The 15,993-nt window shown below is 63.6% G+C and carries 17 protein-coding genes and 3 tRNA genes; 16 read left to right on the top strand and 4 right to left on the bottom strand.

Annotation, left to right across the window (positions count from 1 at the left end; all coding sequences use genetic code 11):
• Positions 1–3: 3 nt before the first annotated feature.
• Together ACFOHJ_RS17220 and ACFOHJ_RS17225 are read left to right on the top strand one after the other, a co-directional pair.
• On the top strand, positions 4–441 hold the full coding sequence (locus tag ACFOHJ_RS17220; protein ID WP_378222608.1) for a phasin family protein: 438 nt from the start codon (positions 4–6) through the stop codon (positions 439–441).
• A gap of 115 nt (positions 442–556) precedes the next feature.
• Positions 557–1,048 carry a MaoC family dehydratase gene (locus ACFOHJ_RS17225; RefSeq protein WP_378222611.1) on the top strand — a complete coding sequence of 164 codons (492 nt, stop codon included), beginning with the start codon at positions 557–559 and terminating at the stop codon, positions 1,046–1,048.
• A 139-nt stretch (positions 1,049–1,187) separates the two neighbouring features.
• On the opposite strand, the gene ACFOHJ_RS17230 is transcribed toward ACFOHJ_RS17225, so the two are convergent.
• Entirely contained in the window at positions 1,188–1,817 is a 630-nt protein-coding gene (locus ACFOHJ_RS17230; RefSeq protein WP_378222614.1) for a MarC family protein, read from the bottom strand.
• A 242-nt stretch (positions 1,818–2,059) separates the two neighbouring features.
• Here ACFOHJ_RS17230 and gyrA point away from each other — a divergent pair, with 242 nt between their 5' ends.
• Positions 2,060–4,852, top strand: a complete 2,793-nt coding sequence (gene gyrA, locus ACFOHJ_RS17235) for a DNA gyrase subunit A (protein WP_378222617.1) — start codon at positions 2,060–2,062, stop codon at positions 4,850–4,852.
• Between the two features lie 54 nt (positions 4,853–4,906).
• On the opposite strand, the gene ACFOHJ_RS17240 is transcribed toward gyrA, so the two are convergent.
• Entirely contained in the window at positions 4,907–5,050 is a 144-nt protein-coding gene (locus tag ACFOHJ_RS17240) for a hypothetical protein (RefSeq protein WP_378222620.1), read from the bottom strand.
• A 169-nt stretch (positions 5,051–5,219) separates the two neighbouring features.
• Here ACFOHJ_RS17240 and coaD point away from each other — a divergent pair, with 169 nt between their 5' ends.
• The 10 genes from coaD (at position 5,220) to glpK (ending at position 13,936) form a co-directional block, all read left to right on the top strand.
• Complete coding sequence (gene coaD, locus ACFOHJ_RS17245; RefSeq protein ID WP_378222622.1) at positions 5,220–5,720, top strand: pantetheine-phosphate adenylyltransferase; 501 nt, start codon at positions 5,220–5,222, stop codon at positions 5,718–5,720.
• Positions 5,721–5,743: 23 nt separating this feature from the next.
• Positions 5,744–6,325, top strand: a complete 582-nt coding sequence (locus ACFOHJ_RS17250; RefSeq protein ID WP_378222625.1) for a peptidylprolyl isomerase — start codon at positions 5,744–5,746, stop codon at positions 6,323–6,325.
• Positions 6,326–6,377: 52 nt separating this feature from the next.
• A complete protein-coding gene (locus tag ACFOHJ_RS17255) occupies positions 6,378–6,893 on the top strand; it encodes a peptidylprolyl isomerase (protein ID WP_378222626.1) in 516 nt (171 codons plus the stop codon).
• Between the two features lie 10 nt (positions 6,894–6,903).
• Positions 6,904–7,353 (top strand): DMT family transporter, encoded by a 450-nt coding sequence (locus ACFOHJ_RS17260; RefSeq protein WP_378222628.1) that lies wholly within the window; start codon positions 6,904–6,906, stop codon positions 7,351–7,353.
• Complete coding sequence (gene queA, locus ACFOHJ_RS17265) at positions 7,353–8,429, top strand: tRNA preQ1(34) S-adenosylmethionine ribosyltransferase-isomerase QueA (RefSeq protein WP_378222630.1); 1,077 nt, start codon at positions 7,353–7,355, stop codon at positions 8,427–8,429. The genes ACFOHJ_RS17260 and queA overlap by 1 nt, the downstream gene beginning before the upstream one ends.
• Positions 8,426–9,556, top strand: coding sequence for a tRNA guanosine(34) transglycosylase Tgt (tgt, locus tag ACFOHJ_RS17270; RefSeq protein ID WP_378222631.1), 1,131 nt, complete (start codon positions 8,426–8,428; stop codon positions 9,554–9,556). Before queA ends, tgt begins: the two co-directional genes overlap by 4 nt.
• Positions 9,557–9,634: 78 nt before the next feature.
• The gene (locus ACFOHJ_RS17275; protein ID WP_378222634.1) at positions 9,635–9,871 is read left to right on the top strand and encodes an Lrp/AsnC ligand binding domain-containing protein; all 237 of its coding nucleotides are present in this window, start codon (positions 9,635–9,637) and stop codon (positions 9,869–9,871) included.
• A 140-nt stretch (positions 9,872–10,011) separates the two neighbouring features.
• Positions 10,012–10,779: a DeoR/GlpR family DNA-binding transcription regulator gene (locus ACFOHJ_RS17280; RefSeq protein WP_378222636.1), complete on the top strand. Its 768-nt coding sequence runs from the start codon at positions 10,012–10,014 to the stop codon at positions 10,777–10,779.
• A 121-nt stretch (positions 10,780–10,900) separates the two neighbouring features.
• Positions 10,901–12,406, top strand: a complete 1,506-nt coding sequence (glpD, locus tag ACFOHJ_RS17285; protein WP_378222638.1) for a glycerol-3-phosphate dehydrogenase — start codon at positions 10,901–10,903, stop codon at positions 12,404–12,406.
• A gap of 36 nt (positions 12,407–12,442) precedes the next feature.
• A complete protein-coding gene (gene glpK, locus ACFOHJ_RS17290; protein WP_378222641.1) occupies positions 12,443–13,936 on the top strand; it encodes a glycerol kinase GlpK in 1,494 nt (497 codons plus the stop codon).
• A 70-nt stretch (positions 13,937–14,006) separates the two neighbouring features.
• Here the strand turns inward: glpK and ACFOHJ_RS17295 are convergent, their stop codons facing one another.
• A complete protein-coding gene (locus ACFOHJ_RS17295; protein WP_378223047.1) occupies positions 14,007–14,480 on the bottom strand; it encodes a BA14K family protein in 474 nt (157 codons plus the stop codon).
• A gap of 358 nt (positions 14,481–14,838) precedes the next feature.
• Between ACFOHJ_RS17295 and ACFOHJ_RS17300 the strand changes: the two genes are divergently transcribed.
• Positions 14,839–14,913: transfer RNA gene (locus ACFOHJ_RS17300), tRNA-Lys, on the top strand.
• Between the two features lie 66 nt (positions 14,914–14,979).
• On the opposite strand, the gene ACFOHJ_RS17305 is transcribed toward ACFOHJ_RS17300, so the two are convergent.
• Positions 14,980–15,056 (bottom strand) — tRNA-Pro (locus ACFOHJ_RS17305).
• A gap of 137 nt (positions 15,057–15,193) precedes the next feature.
• On the opposite strand from ACFOHJ_RS17305, the gene ACFOHJ_RS17310 reads away from it, so the two are divergent.
• The gene (locus ACFOHJ_RS17310; protein ID WP_378222644.1) at positions 15,194–15,499 is read left to right on the top strand and encodes an ETC complex I subunit; all 306 of its coding nucleotides are present in this window, start codon (positions 15,194–15,196) and stop codon (positions 15,497–15,499) included.
• 38 nt (positions 15,500–15,537) lie between these two features.
• Positions 15,538–15,614 (top strand) — tRNA-Arg (locus ACFOHJ_RS17315).
• The last annotated feature ends 379 nt before the right edge of the window (positions 15,615–15,993 follow it).

Here is a 15,993-nt window from a genome sequence, read left to right on the forward strand (position 1 = left end):
ACCATGGCCAAGCAATCGGCAACACCTTCCTTCATGGATATGTTCGCGAAATTCGGCCATGACCTGCGGCTTCCGAATATCGATGTCGATGCCATCCTCGAGCATCATCGCAAGAACATCGAGGCGCTGGAAAAGTCGGCAAAAGTGTCGGCCAGCGGTGCTGCCTCGCTGATCGCCAAGCAGCGCGAAATGCTGGAAGAATCGTTGCGCGAGGCCACCGCGATGGCCGACAGCTACCGCAAGCCGGGAACCCCGCGCGAGATCGCGGCGCGGCAGACCGAGTTTGCCCGGAAAGCCTTTGAAAGCGCGCTGGGCAATGCCGGCGAGGTGGCCGATCTCGTCGGCAAGACCGGCGCCGAATCCCTCGACATCTTGCGCGAGCGCATCAAGCAGGCCATGGCGGAAGTCCGTGACGGCTACGAGAAGTTGAACAAGGCCTGATCACAAGCGCGGATCACCCGGACCGATACAGGGAACCTAAGCGACCCGCTCAGGGTTGCCGTGGGTAGCCTGCTCGAGCGTCGGGCAGGTTGAAGAATTGGAGCAGAACAGCGGCATGAAGCGAATACCGCCGACTTATGAACAACTCAGGACGATGGAAGGCCAGGAACTTGGCGTCTCGGACTGGACCGTGGTCGACCAGGAGCGGATCGACCAGTTCGCCGAGTGCACCGGCGACCGCCAGTGGATTCACACCGATCCGGAGCAGGCGAGGCGCCGCAGCCCGTTTCGCACCACCATCGCGCACGGCTATCTCACCCTGTCGATCATCGGCTGCCTAAGTCAGGAAATGGGCGTGATCCCCGAGAACACCCAGGCAGCCATCAACTACGGCCTCAACCGGGTGCGCTTCATGAGCCCCGTCAAGGCCGGCTCGCGGGTCAGGCTGCGGTGCACGCTGGTCAAGATGGAAGACAAGGGGCCGGGGCAGTACCTGATGACGGTTGCCAACACGATCGAGATCGAGGGCGAAGAAAAGCCCGCGCTGGTCGCCGAGACGCTCGCCATGTTCTACGAACGCCGCACCAAGAAGGCGGTATCGGCCTGAATTATAGTCAGCCCGTATAGACTGTCCCTGATAGGAAGCGGTTGGCCTTACTCGCTCACGTCATTCCGCTGCGCGGCCCCGGAACGACGGTTTCGGGGACGCCTGAAGCGTTCATACGCGTCACTTTCCCTGGCCTCGGCTACCCCGTCACCAGCGCCCTGACGCCGTCGGCGACGAACTGCACGGCGAGCGCCGCCAGGATGACGCCGAGCAGCCGCGTCAGGATCGAGCGGCCGGTTTGGCCGAGGAAATGGTCGATGTGCTCGGAAAGGACGAACACCAGATAGGTGATGACCAGGCAGGCCAGGATGATGCCGACCAGCGCGACCTGCGCCGCAAATCCCTGGAAAGAGCCTGACAGCAGCACCGTCGCCGAGATTGCGCCGGGCCCCGCGATCAGCGGGATCGCCAGCGGGAAGGCGGCGATGTTGTGGATCATGTCCTGGGTGATGGCGACGTCGGAAATCTTTTCCTTCCGGTCCTGCCGTCGTTCGAACACCATCTCGAAGGCGATGAAGAACAACAGGAATCCGCCGGCGACGCGGAAGGCGGGCAGGGTGATGCCGAACACCGACAGGATCGAGGCGCCGGCCACCGCAAACAGCGCCATCACGGCAAAGCCGATGATCGAGGCGCGGATGGAGACCTGCCGGCGCTCGCTGCGGTTCATACCGCGCGTCACCGCCAGGAAAAGCGGCGCCAGGCCGGGCGGGTCGATGGTCACGAGGATCGTGACGAAGGCATTGAAAAGGCTGTCTAAACTCGGCACCGGCGGCTCTCCCCCGCCCACAGGCTAGCCTGTTCGAAAACGCCGCGCCAGTACCGCCGCCGCAATGTTTGGAAAGAAACGGAAAGCTGCGCGCGGGCCAACTGTCGCAGTTTCGGGCAATGGCGCATATCCATTTGAAATACCGAGAAGATTCAGCGTTGGAAAACGGCCGGCAAAGTTGGAGAAATCGCACGCTTTCCTATATAAACAATGAGTGATTCCTTTATCTCGCGTGATCCAATTTGACTGACCAGAATCCCCCTAGCGGCGCCGCAGGCGGCCCGACGGACATCGAACCCGTTTCCATTATCGAGGAGATGCAGCGCAGCTACCTCGATTATGCGATGAGCGTGATCGTCAGTCGTGCGCTCCCCGACGTGCGCGACGGCCTGAAGCCGGTGCATCGGCGCATCCTCTATGCGGCGCATGAGAGCGGCTATCACTGGAACCGCAAATACGTGAAGTCGGCTCGCCCCGTCGCCGACGTCATGGGTAAATACCACCCGCACGGCGACGCCTCGATCTATGACGCCCTGGTGCGCATGGCGCAGGACTGGTCGATGCGCGTGCCGATGATCGACGGGCAGGGCAATTTCGGCTCCATCGACGGCGATCCGCCGGCGGCGATGCGTTACACCGAGGCGCGCCTGACCAAGGTGGCCCACGAACTGCTGGAAGACATCGACAAGGAAACCGTCGACTGGCAGGACACCTACGACGCCTCCGCGCAGGAGCCGCGCGTGCTTCCGGCGCGCTTCCCGAACCTTCTGGTCAACGGCTCCGGCGGCATCGCGGTCGGCATGGCCACCAACATTCCGCCGCACAACCTGTCGGAAGTGTGCGACGGCGCCATGGCGCTGATCGACAATCCGGGCATGAGCCTGCCCGACCTCATGGAAATCGTGCCCGGGCCGGATTTCCCGACCGGCGGCGTCGTGCTCGGCCGCTCCGGCATCTACAGCGCCTATTCGAGCGGGCGCGGCTCCATCGTCATGCGCGGCAAGGTGCATGTCGAGGCGCGCGGCAACGACCGTGAATCCATCGTCATCACCGAGGTTCCCTACCAGGTGAACAAGGCGACGATGATCGAGAAGATGGCCGAACTGGTGCGCGACAAGCGCATCGAGGGCATTTCCGACATTCGCGACGAGAGCGACCGCCAGGGCTACCGCGTCGTGGTCGAGTTGAAGCGCGACGCCAATGCCGAGGTCATCCTCAACCAGCTTTACCGCTTCACGCCGCTGCAGACCTCCTTCGGCGCCAACATGGTGGCGCTGAACGGCGGCAAGCCGGAAGTGATGACGCTGGTCGACATGCTCAAGGCCTTCATCGGCTTCCGCGAGGAAGTGGTGAGCCGGCGCACCAAGTACCTGCTGAAGAAGGCGCGCGACCGCGCCCACATCCTCGTCGGCCTGGCGATCGCCGTCGCCAATATCGACGAGGTGATCAAGCTGATCCGCACCGCTCCCGATCCGCAGACGGCGCGCGAGCAGTTGATGGAGCGCCGCTGGCCGGCAGCCGATGTCGATGCGCTGATCCGCCTGATCGACGATCCGCGCCACCGCATCAACGAGGACGGCACCTACAACCTCTCGGAAGAGCAGGCGCGCGCCATCCTCGAACTGCGGCTGCAGCGGCTGACCGCGCTCGGCCGCGACGAGATCGCCGACGAACTGAACACGATCGGCGCCGAGATCGCCGATTACCTGGACATCCTGTCGTCGCGCGCCCGCATCCAGCAGATCGTCAAGGACGAACTGATTGCCGTGCGCGACGAGTTCGGCACGCCGCGCCGCACGGAAATCACCGATGCCGGCTCGGACATGGACGACGAGGACCTGATCCAGCGCGAGGACATGGTGGTCACCGTCAGCCATACCGGCTACATCAAGCGCGTGCCCTTGTCGCTCTACCGGGCGCAGCGCCGCGGCGGCAAGGGCCGCTCCGGCATGTCGACCAAGGACGAGGATTTCGTCACCCGCCTGTTCGTCGCCAACACGCACACGCCGGTGCTGTTCTTCTCCTCGCGCGGTATCGTCTACAAGGAGAAGGTCTGGCGCCTGCCCATCGGCAGCCCGCAATCGCGCGGCAAGGCGCTGATCAACATGCTTCCGCTGCAGCAGGACGAGCGCATCACCACCATCATGCCGCTGCCGGAGGACGAGGATAGCTGGGGCGAGCTCGACGTGATGTTCGCCACCACGCGCGGCACCGTGCGCCGCAACAAGCTGTCGGACTTCGTCCAGGTCAACCGCAACGGCAAGATCGCGATGAAGCTGGAGGAGGAAGGCGACGAGATTCTCGGCGTCGAGACCTGCACCGACAATGACGACGTGCTTCTGACCGCGAGCTCCGGCCAGTGCATCCGCTTCCGGGTCAGCGACGTGCGCGTGTTCCAGAGCCGCAATTCGGTCGGCGTGCGAGGTATCGCGATGGGCGAGGCGGACCGGGTCATTTCGATGTCGATCATCGAGAACGTCGATGCCAGCCCGTCCGTGCGCGCCGCTTACCTGAAGCGCTCGACCGCCGAGCGCCGGCTGCTTTCCGGCAATGGCGAGGAAGAGGAAATCGCGCTCACCAACGAGGATGTCGGCGAGGAGGCACAGCTTTCCGACGAGCGCTACGAGGAACTCAAGGCGCACGAGCAGTTCGTGCTGACGGTGACGGAATTCGGCTACGGCAAGCGCTCGTCGTCCTATGATTTCCGCCTCACCAATCGCGGCGGCAAAGGCATCCGTGCCACCGACGTCTCCAAGGTGGACGAGATCGGCCGGCTGGTGGCTGCGTTCCCGGTCGGCGACGACGACCAGATCATGCTGGTTTCGGATGGCGGCACGGTAATCCGCGTTCCGGTTCACGGCATCCGCTTCGCCAGCCGCGCCACCAAGGGCGTCACCATCTTCAACACGGCCGAAGGCGAGAAGGTGGTTTCGGTGGAGCGGATTTCTGAACCGGGCTCCGACGAGGATTCCGAGGACGGGGGGACGGGTGAGACGGCGGCCGATACCGGGCCGGAAGATGGGGGGAATGACTAGCCTGCATCGGCACGCGGGCCGGAGGACCGGCCGGCGTGCTGGCGTGGGGATCGCCTAGCGGCGGCTGCGAAAACCGAACGCATCGGGACGGCGGTCCCTGGCCTTGATCTGGATGCGTTGCGCCTCCTGGTGCAGGCCGAACAGGGTTGCGACCAGCATGGCGACGGTCATGGCTATGGCAAGCATGTAGATCATCATGGTCCTAGTCTCCTGCCTCGTTAACGTTCAAGTAGGGATTCGGTTTCATGTCGCTAAGGGTCACGTTAGTGAACGCTCCGTGAAGCGGGCGTGATTGGCCCATTCATCTGGCGTTCATGCGCGTTCCTCCGATTGCCTTTGCCCGAGCCTGTCTCTACAAGCACCTGCCATGACCGAACGCATCGCTCTCTACGCCGGCTCCTTCGACCCGTTGACCAACGGCCATCTCGACGTGCTGAAAGCCTCGCTGGCGGTTGCCGACGTGGTTTATGCCGCGATCGGCGTCCATCCGGGCAAGACGCCGCTGTTTTCGTTCGAGGAACGGGTGGCCCTCATCGAGGCGGCCGCGCGTGAGGAACTTGGCAAGGACGCCGCGCGCATCAAGGTCGTCGCCTTCGACGGGCTGGTGATCACGGCGGCCAAGGCGCAGGGCGCCTCAATCATGATCCGCGGCCTGCGCGACGGCACCGACCTCGATTACGAGATGCAGATGGCGGGCATGAACGAGACGATGGCGCCCGAACTACAAACCGTGTTTTTGCCCGCGAGCCCTTCGGTGCGCACGATTACCGCCACATTGGTGCGCCAGATAGCCTCCATGGGCGGGGACATCCGCCCCTTCGTGCCGGCGGCGGTGGCCGGCGCACTCATCGCCAAATTCTCGAAATAAGATCCATCCGCATGATGCAGTTCATGAAAGCCGTCGCTTCGCTGGTCGTTCTCGCCGGCCTGTTGACCGCATCGCATTCGGCCTTTGCCGCCGATCCGGAAAACACCATGATCATCACGCTCAAGGACGGCGACGTGACGGTGGCGCTGCGTCCCGATCTCGCGCCGAAGCACGTGGCGCAGATCAAGAAGCTGGTCCGCGACGGCTCCTACGACAATGTCGCCTTCCACCGCGTAATCCACGGCTTCATGGCGCAGACCGGCGATGTCCAGTATGGCGACTTGGAAGACGGCTACAACGCCGAGGCGGTCGGCACCGGCGGCTCCGACCTGCCCAACCTGCCGGCGGAATTCTCGACCAGCGAGCATTTCGTGCGCGGGGTTGTCGGCATGGCCCGCGCGCAGGACCCGAACTCGGCCAACTCGCAGTTCTTCATCATGTTTGCGCCGGCACCCTTCCTCGATGGCCAGTACACCATCGTCGGCACCGTCGAGAAAGGCATGGAGGCGGTGGACAAGATCAAGCGGGGCGACGAGGCGCAGAACGGCGTCGTCGCCGACCCCGACCGGATGATCAAGGTGCGCATCGCCGCCGACGGCCAGTAACCCAACTCAGGCAATCCAATCAAAGAACCGATATTAGAAGGAAATTTCGAGCATGGCTGACATCAAGGATCCCGAAAACGCCCTGATCATGGAAACGACCAAGGGCAAGGTCGTCATCGAACTGTTCCCGGACCTCGCGCCCGGCCATGTCGGCCGCATCAAGGAACTGACGCGCGAAGGCGCCTATGACGGTGTCGTGTTCCACCGCGTCATCGAAGGCTTCATGGCCCAGACCGGCGACGTCAAGTTCGGCAAGTCCGGCGGCAAGGATTTCGCGCCGTCGCGCGCCGGCATGGGGGGCTCCGACAAGCCTGACCTCAAGGCCGAGTTCTCCAACGTCAACCATGGTCGCGGCACCTGCTCGATGGCGCGCGCGCAGAACCCGAACTCGGCCAACTCGCAGTTCTTCATCTGCTTTGCCGACGCTTCTTTCCTCAACCGCCAGTACACCGTCTGGGGCCAGGTCATCGAGGGCATGGAAAACGTCGACAAGATCAAGCGCGGCGAGCCGGTCCAGGATCCCGACAAGATCGTATCGATGAAGGTGGCGGCCGACGTAGCGGCCTGAGAACGGCATCGTGGCGGGGTTGATTTGGCCGTTTCTCGGCGTGCTGGCGGGTGCGTTCGTCGCCATCCAGGCGCCGATCAACGCCGATCTGGCACGCGGCCTCGGCTCCACCCTGGCCGCAGCCGCCATATCGTTCCTGTCCGGGGCCATCGTCCTCGGGCTGGTGACGTTCGTCGTCGCCCGCACCCAGGAAGCGGCGATCGCCTGGCGTGAGCCGCAGCTTTGGCTGTTCGTGGTTGGCGGCTGCCTTGGCGCGATGTATGTCACGACCAGCATCGTGCTCATCCCGCGCCTCGGCACCGCAGCCTTGATGGCCTTCCTGATCACAGGGCAATTGATTGCCGGTATCGCGGTGGACCGCCTTGGCTTGCTGGGGGTTGCCGTGCGCGAAGTCTCGGTCGGCCGTATCGCCGGGGCGCTGCTTCTGGTTACGGGTGCGGTGATGGTACGGTATCTCTGATGCGTGTCGACCTGTTCGATTTCAACCTGCCTGAGGAGCGCATCGCCCTTAGGCCGGCTTCCCCGCGCGATAGCGCCCGCTTGCTGCTGGTCGAACCGGGCAGGGGCGTGGAGGACAGGCTCGTGCGCGACCTGCCGTCGCTGCTGCGCCGGGGCGACGTGCTCGTCTTCAATGACACGAAAGTCTTGCCGGCGCAGTTGAAGGGCGTGCGACGCCGCGGCGACGCGGTGGCCGAGGTCGAAGCCACGCTGCATATGCGCACCGCGCCGGACCGCTGGCTGGCCTTCATGCGGCCCGGCAAGCGGATTGCCGCCGGCGACCGCGTGCATTTCGGCCATGACGGTAACTCGTGCTTTCTCGGCCAGTTGGACGCCACCGTGCTGGAAAAGCGCGAGGCAGGCGAGGTGCTGCTCGGCTTCGACGTTTCCGGCCCCTTCCTGGACGAGGCGCTGCATGGCGTCGGCCACATCCCGCTGCCGCCCTACATCGCTTCGAAGCGCGACGACGACGAGCGCGATCTTCGCGACTACCAGACGATCTATGCCAACGAGGAGGGCGCGGTCGCGGCACCTACCGCCGGCCTGCATTTCACGCCTGAGCTGTTTTCGGCGCTTGACGCGGCGGGCATAGAGCGCCGTTTCGTGACGCTCCATGTCGGCGCCGGCACGTTCCTGCCGGTCAAGGCCGACGACACCAGCGACCACAGGATGCATGCCGAGATCGGCCACGTGCCGGCCTCTGTAGCTGCGGCGCTGAACGCAGCGAAGGAGCGGGGAGGGCGCATCGTCGCCGTCGGCACCACCTCGCTGCGGCTGCTCGAAAGCGCGGTGGATGCGGACGGCAAGGTGCAGCCGTGGTCGGGCTCGACCGATATCTTCATCACGCCCGGCTACCGCTTCAGGACGGCCGACATGCTGATGACCAATTTCCACCTGCCGCGCTCGACGCTGTTCATGCTGGTTTCTGCGTTTTCCGGGCTGGAAACGATGCGCGCGGCCTACGCGCACGCCATCGAGAGCGGCTATCGCTTTTATTCCTATGGCGATTCCAGCTTGCTGGTCAGGCAGGACCCATGAGCGACACCTTCTCCTTCAAACTCCTTGCTACCGACGGCAAGGCGCGGCGCGGCGAGGTCACGATGCCGCGCGGAAAGATCCGCACGCCTGCCTTCATGCCGGTCGGCACCGGTGGCACCGTCAAGGCCATGTATATGGAGCAGGTGCGTGGCGTCGGCGCCGACATCATCCTGGGCAACACCTATCACCTGATGCTGCGGCCCGGTGCGGAGCGGGTGGCGCGGCTCGGCGGCCTGCACGAATTCGCGCGCTGGCCGCATCCGCTCCTCACCGACAGCGGCGGCTTCCAGGTCATGTCGCTGTCCAAGCTGCGCAAGCTCACCGAGCATGGCGTGACCTTCCGCTCGCATATCGACGGCGCGCCCTACGAGATGACGCCGGAGCGCTCGATCGAAATCCAGGGGCTGCTCGATTCCGATATCCAGATGCAACTGGACGAATGCACGGCGCTGCCGGCCGAGCGCAAGGAGATCGAGCGCGCCATGGAACTGTCGCTGCGCTGGGCCGAGCGCTGCAAGGCGGCCTTCGGCGAGCAGCCGGGCAAGGCGATGTTCGGCATCGTGCAGGGCGGCGATGCGGCGGATTTGCGGGTACGCTCGGCGCAGGCGCTCGCCGCCATGGGTCTGAAGGGCTACGCCGTCGGCGGCCTGGCTGTCGGCGAACCGCAGGCGGTGATGCTCGACATGCTCGACGTCACCTGTCCCGAACTTCCGGCAGACAAACCGCGCTATTTGATGGGCGTCGGCACGCCGGACGATATTTTGAAGTCGGTGGCGCGCGGCATCGACATGTTCGATTGCGTGATGCCGACGCGCGCCGGCCGTCATGGCCTCGCTTATACGCGGCGCGGCAAGGTCAACCTTCGCAATGCCCGCCACGCCGACGATCCGCGCCCGCTCGACGAGGAAAGCGACTGCCCGGCCGCGCGCGATTATTCCCGCGCCTATCTGCACCATCTGGTGCGGTCGCAGGAAGCGCTCGGGGCGATGCTGCTGACCTGGAACAACCTTGCCTACTACCAGAAACTGATGCAGGACATCCGCGCCGCGATCGAAGCGCAGGACTTCGCCAACCGCGCCGCGGAAATTTCGGAAGGCTGGGCGCTGGGCGACATTCCCGCACGGTGATACGGCAATGCTTGAAAGCCGCGCGGCAGTTTGCGACAAGGACTCCGACGGGGTCGAGAGCTTGAACAGGACCAAGCCATGAAGGTGTTTTTCGTGCAGATCAAATGCGAACTGGGCAAGGCCTACGGGGTTGCCAGCGCGCTAGCCGACGCCGAGATCGCCTCCGAAATCTACTCGACCGCCGGCAACTACGACCTGCTTGCGAAATTCTACGTCGACGACGACGTCGACGTCGGCCATTTCGTCAATGAAAAGGTGCAGATCCTTCCCGACATCAAGGACACTTTTACCGTCGTCACCTTCCGGGCCTTCTGATCCGGCCGTTTCGCCGGGCTCTGCATCGATTCTCTTGATCCGCAGCGCTTTTGAACCGGCTTGCCGGGCCGGCAGGCACGTCAGGCCTTCCCTGCTTTCGTTTTTGGCCTTAAAAGGCGAAAACGAAAGTGGAGTGAACCATGTTTCTCTCGCCGCGCCATTCGGAAATCGTGCAGATGGCCAGGGATGGCGGCCGCGTGCTGGTCGACGACCTGGCGGCCCATTTCCAGGTAACGCCCCAGACCATCCGCAAGGACCTCAACGAACTGTGCGACAAGCGCCTGCTGTCGCGCATCCACGGCGGAGCACTGTTTCCCTCCGGCATCGAGAACATGGAGTACGAGGCGCGCCGGGGAATTGCTGCCGAGGAGAAGGAGGACATCGGCCGCGCGGCGGCCGCGCTGATCCCGGACAACGCTTCCCTGTTCATCAACATCGGCACGACGACCGAGGCGGTGAGCACGGCGCTCCTCGACCATAAGGGCCTTATGGTCATCACCAATAACATCAATGTCGCCAACAGGATGCGGGTCTATCCTGCGATCGAGGTGGTGATCGCCGGCGGCGTCGTGCGCGGGGCCGATGGCGGAATCGTCGGCGAGGCCGCAGTCGATTTCATCCGCCAGTTCAAGGTCGATTATGCCGTCATCGGCGCTTCCGCGATCGACCACGACGGCGCGCTGCTCGATTTCGATTTCCGCGAGGTCAGGGTAGCCCAGGCGATCATCGCCAATGCCCGGCATGTCGTCCTGGTTTCGGACCAGACCAAGTTCGAACGCAACGCGCCGGTCCGCATCGGTCACCTGTCGCAGGTCGATACCTTCATCACCGACCGTTGCGACGTCGCCTCGATCCGCCGGATCTGCCAGGAGTCCGACGTGAATCTGGTCGAAACGGCGCGCGTATAGGTTCGTTTTCACCGGTTTCGCTGCGTTGCTTTTCGTTTGACACTCGTTAAGGTTTCGAAATAAATCGGGTGACGTTCCTCTCGAGCGATTATGCAATAATACGAAACCATCGGAGGGTACCGTGGGGGCATCACCGGTCTATGACGTTTTTGTCGTCGGCGGCGGGATCAATGGTTGCGGTATCGCCCGGGACGCCGTGGGCCGGGGCTTTTCGGTGTTTTTGGCCGAGATGAACGACCTTGCCAGCGGCACGTCTTCCAAGGCGACCAAGCTGATCCACGGCGGCCTGCGCTATCTCGAATATTACGAGTTCCGCCTGGTGCGCGAAGCGCTGATGGAGCGCGAGGTGCTGTGGAAGAACGCGCCGCACATCATCTGGCCGATGCGCTTCGTCCTGCCCTATGCCGAGGGGCTGCGCCCGGCGTGGCTGTTGCGGCTCGGCCTGTTCCTTTACGACCACATCGGCGGGCGCAAGCTGCTGCCGGCCACGAAAACGCTGGATATGCGCAGCGATCCGTCCGGCAGGCCGCTGAAACCGCTGTTTTCAAAGGCGTTCGAATATTCCGACGGCTGGGTCAACGACGCCCGGCTGGTCGCGCTCAATGCGCGCGACGCCGCCGACCGTGGCGCCGTCATCCGCACGCGAACCAAGGTTGTCGCGGCGCATCGGGAAGGGGATCACTGGGTGGTCACCCTCGAGGACGCAAAGAGCCGTGAAACCGAGCAGGTCAGGGCGCGCCTCATCGTCAATGCCGCCGGGCCATGGGTCGATCACATCCTGACGGACGTGGTCGGTGACAAGGAAGCGCACAATGTCCGCCTGGTTCAGGGCAGCCATATTGTGGTGGCGAAGAAGTTCGACGATGCGCGCGCCTATATCTTCCAGAACAAGGACGGGCGCATCATCTTCGCCATTCCGTATGAAGATGAATTCACGCTGATCGGCACCACCGACCGCGACTTTTCCGGCGACCCGCGCACCGTCGAGATCAGCGATGCCGAGGCCGACTACCTTTGCGCCGCGGCGAGCGAGTATTTTGTCGCCCCGGTCCAGCGGCAGGACATCGTCTGGTCCTATTCCGGCGTGCGCCCGCTCTACGACGACCATGCCTCGAAGGCGCAGGAGGCGACCCGCGATTATGTGCTGAAGGCCGAGGGCGGTGACGGCGCCGCGCCGATCATCAACGCCTTCGGCGGCAAGATCACGACCTATCGCCGGCTGGCCGAATCGATGCTGGCCAAGATCGAGGGATTTTTGGGCAAGCGCGGTGCGCCGTGGACGGCGGATGCGCCGCTGCCCGGCGGCGACTTTCCGCAACACGGCTTCGAAGCGCAGGTAAAGCGCCTCGCGGCCGATTATCCGTTCCTGGAAGCGTCGCTGGCACGCCGGCTGGTGCGTCTTTACGGCACCCTTGCGCGCACGCTGCTAGGCGATGCGAAGGGGCTGGCTGATCTCGGCCGCGATTTCGGGGCCGGGCTCTACGAGGCTGAAGTGCGCTACCTGATGGACAGGGAGTGGGCACGAACGGCCGAGGACGTGCTATGGCGTCGTACCAAGCGCGGCCTTCATTTCAGCGACGGGCAGGTGGCCGCGCTGGAAAGCTTCATGCGCGGGCAGGGCGCGTAGCAGCCCGCCTGTCCGGTAGAGGACACGGGAGGGGAAATGACCGGTCTTGTCCTGGCGATCGATCAGGGAACGACTTCGAGCCGGGCCATCCTGTTCGATGCCGACAGGAAGGTCGCAGGCGTCGGGCAAAAGGAGTTTGCCCAGCATTATCCGGCGTCCGGCTGGGTCGAGCACGACCCGGAGGAGATCTGGGCAAGCGTCGTCTGGTCCGTGAAGGCGGCTCTGGCGAAAGCCGGCAGGAACGCCTCCGAGGTCGCGGCCGTCGGCATCACCAACCAGCGCGAGACCGTGGTCGTGTGGGAGCGCGCGACCGGCAGGCCGATCCATCCGGCCATCGTCTGGCAGGATCGCCGCACCGCCCCGCTGTGCGCCAGACTGCGCAAGCACGGGCTGGAAAAGACTTTTTCGAAAAAGACCGGGCTGCTGCTCGATCCCTATTTTTCCGGCACCAAAATCGCCTGGATACTGGGCAAGGTGAAGGGCGCGCGCAAACGGGCCGAGCGCGGCGAACTGCTGGCCGGCACCATCGACAGCTTCCTGATCTGGCGGCTGACCGGCGGCAAGATGCATGCCACCGACGCCACCAACGCCTCGCGCACGCTCGTCTACAACATCGAAGCCAACGCGTGGGACGACGAGCTGCTTGGCTTGCTGGGTATCCCGAAAGGCCTGATGCCTCAGGTGAAGGACTGTGCCGATAACTTTGGAATAACAGATGAAAGCCTGTTTGGTAGCGGCATAAAAATTCTCGGGGTGGCCGGCGACCAGCAGGCGGCGACGATCGGCCAGGCGTGCTTCGAGCCCGGCATGATGAAGGCCACTTACGGCACCGGCTGCTTTGCCTTGCTCAATACCGGCGCCGACCTGGTGCGGTCGAAAAACCGGCTGTTGACCACCATCGCCTATCGGCTGGGCGGCAGGACAACTTATGCGCTCGAAGGCTCCATCTTCGTCGCGGGCGCGGCCGTGCAGTGGCTGCGCGACGGGCTGAAGATCATCGCCCGGGCCGATGAGACCGGGGAACTCGCCGCCCGGGCCGACCCGTCGCAACAGGTCTATCTGGTGCCGGCCTTCGTCGGCCTGGGCGCGCCGCACTGGGATGCCGAGGCGCGGGGAGCGATTTTCGGGCTGACCCGCAACTCCGGCCCGGCGGAACTCGCCCGGGCGACGCTGGAATCGGTTGCCTATCAGACGCGGGATCTGCTGGAGGCGATGCGCAAGGACTGGAAGGGCGCTTCCGGCGGGACGGTGTTGCGGGTGGACGGCGGCATGGTCGCCTCCGACTGGACCATGCAATGCCTGTCCGACATCCTCGACGCGCCGGTCGACCGGCCGACCATTCTTGAGACCACTGCGCTCGGGGCAGCTTGGCTTGCCGGTTCGAAGGCCGGGGTCTGGCCCCAGGCCGCCGAATTTTCGCGAAGCTGGGCGCTGGATCGCCGTTTCGAGCCCGCCATGGAGCCAAGCCTGCGCCGTGCCAAGCTGAAGGGCTGGCGCAATGCCGTGCGGCGGACGCTGAGCGACACCTGACGCATCGGGAAAAAGAAAAAGCCCGCGCAAAAAATATCGCGCGGGCTTTTCGTTATTCTACGGGTCTCGCTCAGTAAGGCGAGATGCACTGGCGGCGCGGCCCGTTATAGGGCTGGAAGGTGTTGTCCGAGGCCCGGTAGGACCGGTAGCGCTCGTAGCACCACCGCACATGGGCATCGCCGCCGGAATAGACGGGCCGGTTGCTGTTGGCGATGGCGCCCGAAATGATGGCGCCGGTGGCGAAGGCGGCGAGCGGGAACCAGAAGTCGCCGTGGCGGCGGTAGCCTGGACGATAGTGGTCATAGCCGCGATGGCCACGCCAGTAGCGTACGCGGGGGGAGTGGTGACGCCGCCAGTTCCTGCGGTCGCGCCGGTAATGGCGATCCCTGCGGATGATATAGGTATCGACGACCGGCACGACGTCAGAACGGGCCGTAGTCGCCTGCGGGACATAGATCGAGGCAGCATTCGCAGGCAGCGCGGCCGCTCCGACGAAAGATGCGGATAAAATGGTGGCCAAAACACTGGACATGATTTTCTTCATCATCTTCTCCTGAAAAGAATTGGTCCCTTTCGCACGACAACGGATATACGCCATAATTGTTCCCGGCTAGCCGTGACGTTACCGGGTTGCAATCTGAGGCCTGAAATCGAAGGGAATACAGGCGCCGGCATCAGGGGCACAGCGGTCTTTCAAACTGCCGGCTCAATCAAGCGGACAGGTTTGTTTTTCCGGTTGACCGCATCGACCTGTCTCCCTATGTTCCGCCCACTTTTGCGGGTGCCTGCCGGCTCCCGCGAAGGCTCGCAATTCTACCGATCGCGCATCCGGTTCCGTCCGGGGCGTGCGCATTGCAAGTAAAGCCGCTCGCCGGCGTTGCGGCGCGAGAATCAAGCGAGGCGGGCGGGTAGCTCAGTGGTAGAGCATTCGACTTTTAATCGAATGGTCGAGGGTTCGATACCCTCCCCGCCCACCACAACCGTCTTCGGAAATCCGTGTGGAGGAAAGCGCCGCGCCGCTTGTGCTGAGGTGTGTGGGATATTGGTCGGAGTGGAGAGATTCGAACTCCCGACCCTCTGGTCCCAAACCAGATGCGCTACCAGGCTGCGCTACACTCCGAACCGACGTGTTGCTATTGATTTAGCTGCGGCAAAGCAAGTGTAAAAACCGCCGCCCTTGCCGTCGCTTCAATTGGACGGTAAGCACCGGCATCTATAGAATGGTGGCGACACCATCAGGTCAGCGACGAGGTTTTCATGTCCGCCCGCATTTTCAGCCCGGCCAAGACGGCGATGCAGTCCGGCAAGGGCAAGACCGGTTATTGGGTGTTGGAATTCGACCCCGAGAAGCCGCGGAAGATCGATCCCCTGATGGGCTACACGTCTTCTGGCGACATGCGCAGCCAGATCAGGCTGGTTTTCCCCACTCGAGAGGAAGCCGTCGCCTATGCGCAGAAACAGGGCCTCGCCTATCGCATCGATGAGCCGAAGGAAGCCAAGCGGCGTCAGATTTCCTATTCGGACAATTTCCGTTATGACCGCCGGACGCCCTGGACGCACTGACTTTAAGGCGGGCCGCCGCCCCGCGGCGGCTACAATGGGGTCCCGTAGCTCAGCTGGATAGAGCACCGGCCTTCTAAGCCGATGGTCGCAGGTTCGAATCCTGCCGGGATCGCCACATTAACCAATTGGTTTTCTTGAGTTTTTTGTTATCGCATCTGAACTGATCGCGCTAAAAAATCGGCTGTGTCAGCACCATGTCGGCACGCGAGGCGGGGTCCCCTTCACGCAAATGTGAATGTGAGGGCATGCGGAAAATTACCGGTCCGCGATCCTCGAATCAGTCGGACGCTCCTTCATCCTGCTGTCACGTTTTAGCAAGTTGACGGTCCGTAGGGTCGACCGGCCTGCTATCACTCATCGTCGCCCGCTCTATCTGGCTGCGCCGTAGGTGCCTCGGTGATTCCTGGAATCCGGTATTGCTTCGGATGAATGACGAAGCCTAGCCCGCCAGAACATCCATGGGAAGCCTGCCGCGACCCTTCAGGGCGCATTCC

The sequence above is a fragment of the Aquamicrobium soli genome (assembly GCF_042646345.1).
In the GTDB taxonomy this organism is placed as follows: domain Bacteria; phylum Pseudomonadota; class Alphaproteobacteria; order Rhizobiales; family Rhizobiaceae; genus Mesorhizobium; species Mesorhizobium soli_A.

What these genes read in the sequence shown, in the direction of transcription:
- ACFOHJ_RS17220 (WP_378222608.1), top strand. Translation starts at nt 4, where the DNA reads ATGGCCAAGCAATCGGCAACACCTTCCTTCATGGATATGTTCGCGAAA.
- ACFOHJ_RS17225 (WP_378222611.1), top strand. Translation starts at nt 557, where the DNA reads ATGAAGCGAATACCGCCGACTTATGAACAACTCAGGACGATGGAAGGC.
- ACFOHJ_RS17240 (WP_378222620.1), bottom strand. Translation starts at nt 5,050, where the DNA reads ATGATGATCTACATGCTTGCCATAGCCATGACCGTCGCCATGCTGGTC.
- coaD (WP_378222622.1), top strand. Translation starts at nt 5,220, where the DNA reads ATGACCGAACGCATCGCTCTCTACGCCGGCTCCTTCGACCCGTTGACC.
- ACFOHJ_RS17250 (WP_378222625.1), top strand. Translation starts at nt 5,744, where the DNA reads ATGAAAGCCGTCGCTTCGCTGGTCGTTCTCGCCGGCCTGTTGACCGCA.
- ACFOHJ_RS17255 (WP_378222626.1), top strand. Translation starts at nt 6,378, where the DNA reads ATGGCTGACATCAAGGATCCCGAAAACGCCCTGATCATGGAAACGACC.
- queA (WP_378222630.1), top strand. Translation starts at nt 7,353, where the DNA reads ATGCGTGTCGACCTGTTCGATTTCAACCTGCCTGAGGAGCGCATCGCC.
- tgt (WP_378222631.1), top strand. Translation starts at nt 8,426, where the DNA reads ATGAGCGACACCTTCTCCTTCAAACTCCTTGCTACCGACGGCAAGGCG.
- ACFOHJ_RS17275 (WP_378222634.1), top strand. Translation starts at nt 9,635, where the DNA reads ATGAAGGTGTTTTTCGTGCAGATCAAATGCGAACTGGGCAAGGCCTAC.
- ACFOHJ_RS17280 (WP_378222636.1), top strand. Translation starts at nt 10,012, where the DNA reads ATGTTTCTCTCGCCGCGCCATTCGGAAATCGTGCAGATGGCCAGGGAT.
- glpK (WP_378222641.1), top strand. Translation starts at nt 12,443, where the DNA reads ATGACCGGTCTTGTCCTGGCGATCGATCAGGGAACGACTTCGAGCCGG.
- ACFOHJ_RS17295 (WP_378223047.1), bottom strand. Translation starts at nt 14,480, where the DNA reads ATGAAGAAAATCATGTCCAGTGTTTTGGCCACCATTTTATCCGCATCT.
- ACFOHJ_RS17310 (WP_378222644.1), top strand. Translation starts at nt 15,194, where the DNA reads ATGTCCGCCCGCATTTTCAGCCCGGCCAAGACGGCGATGCAGTCCGGC.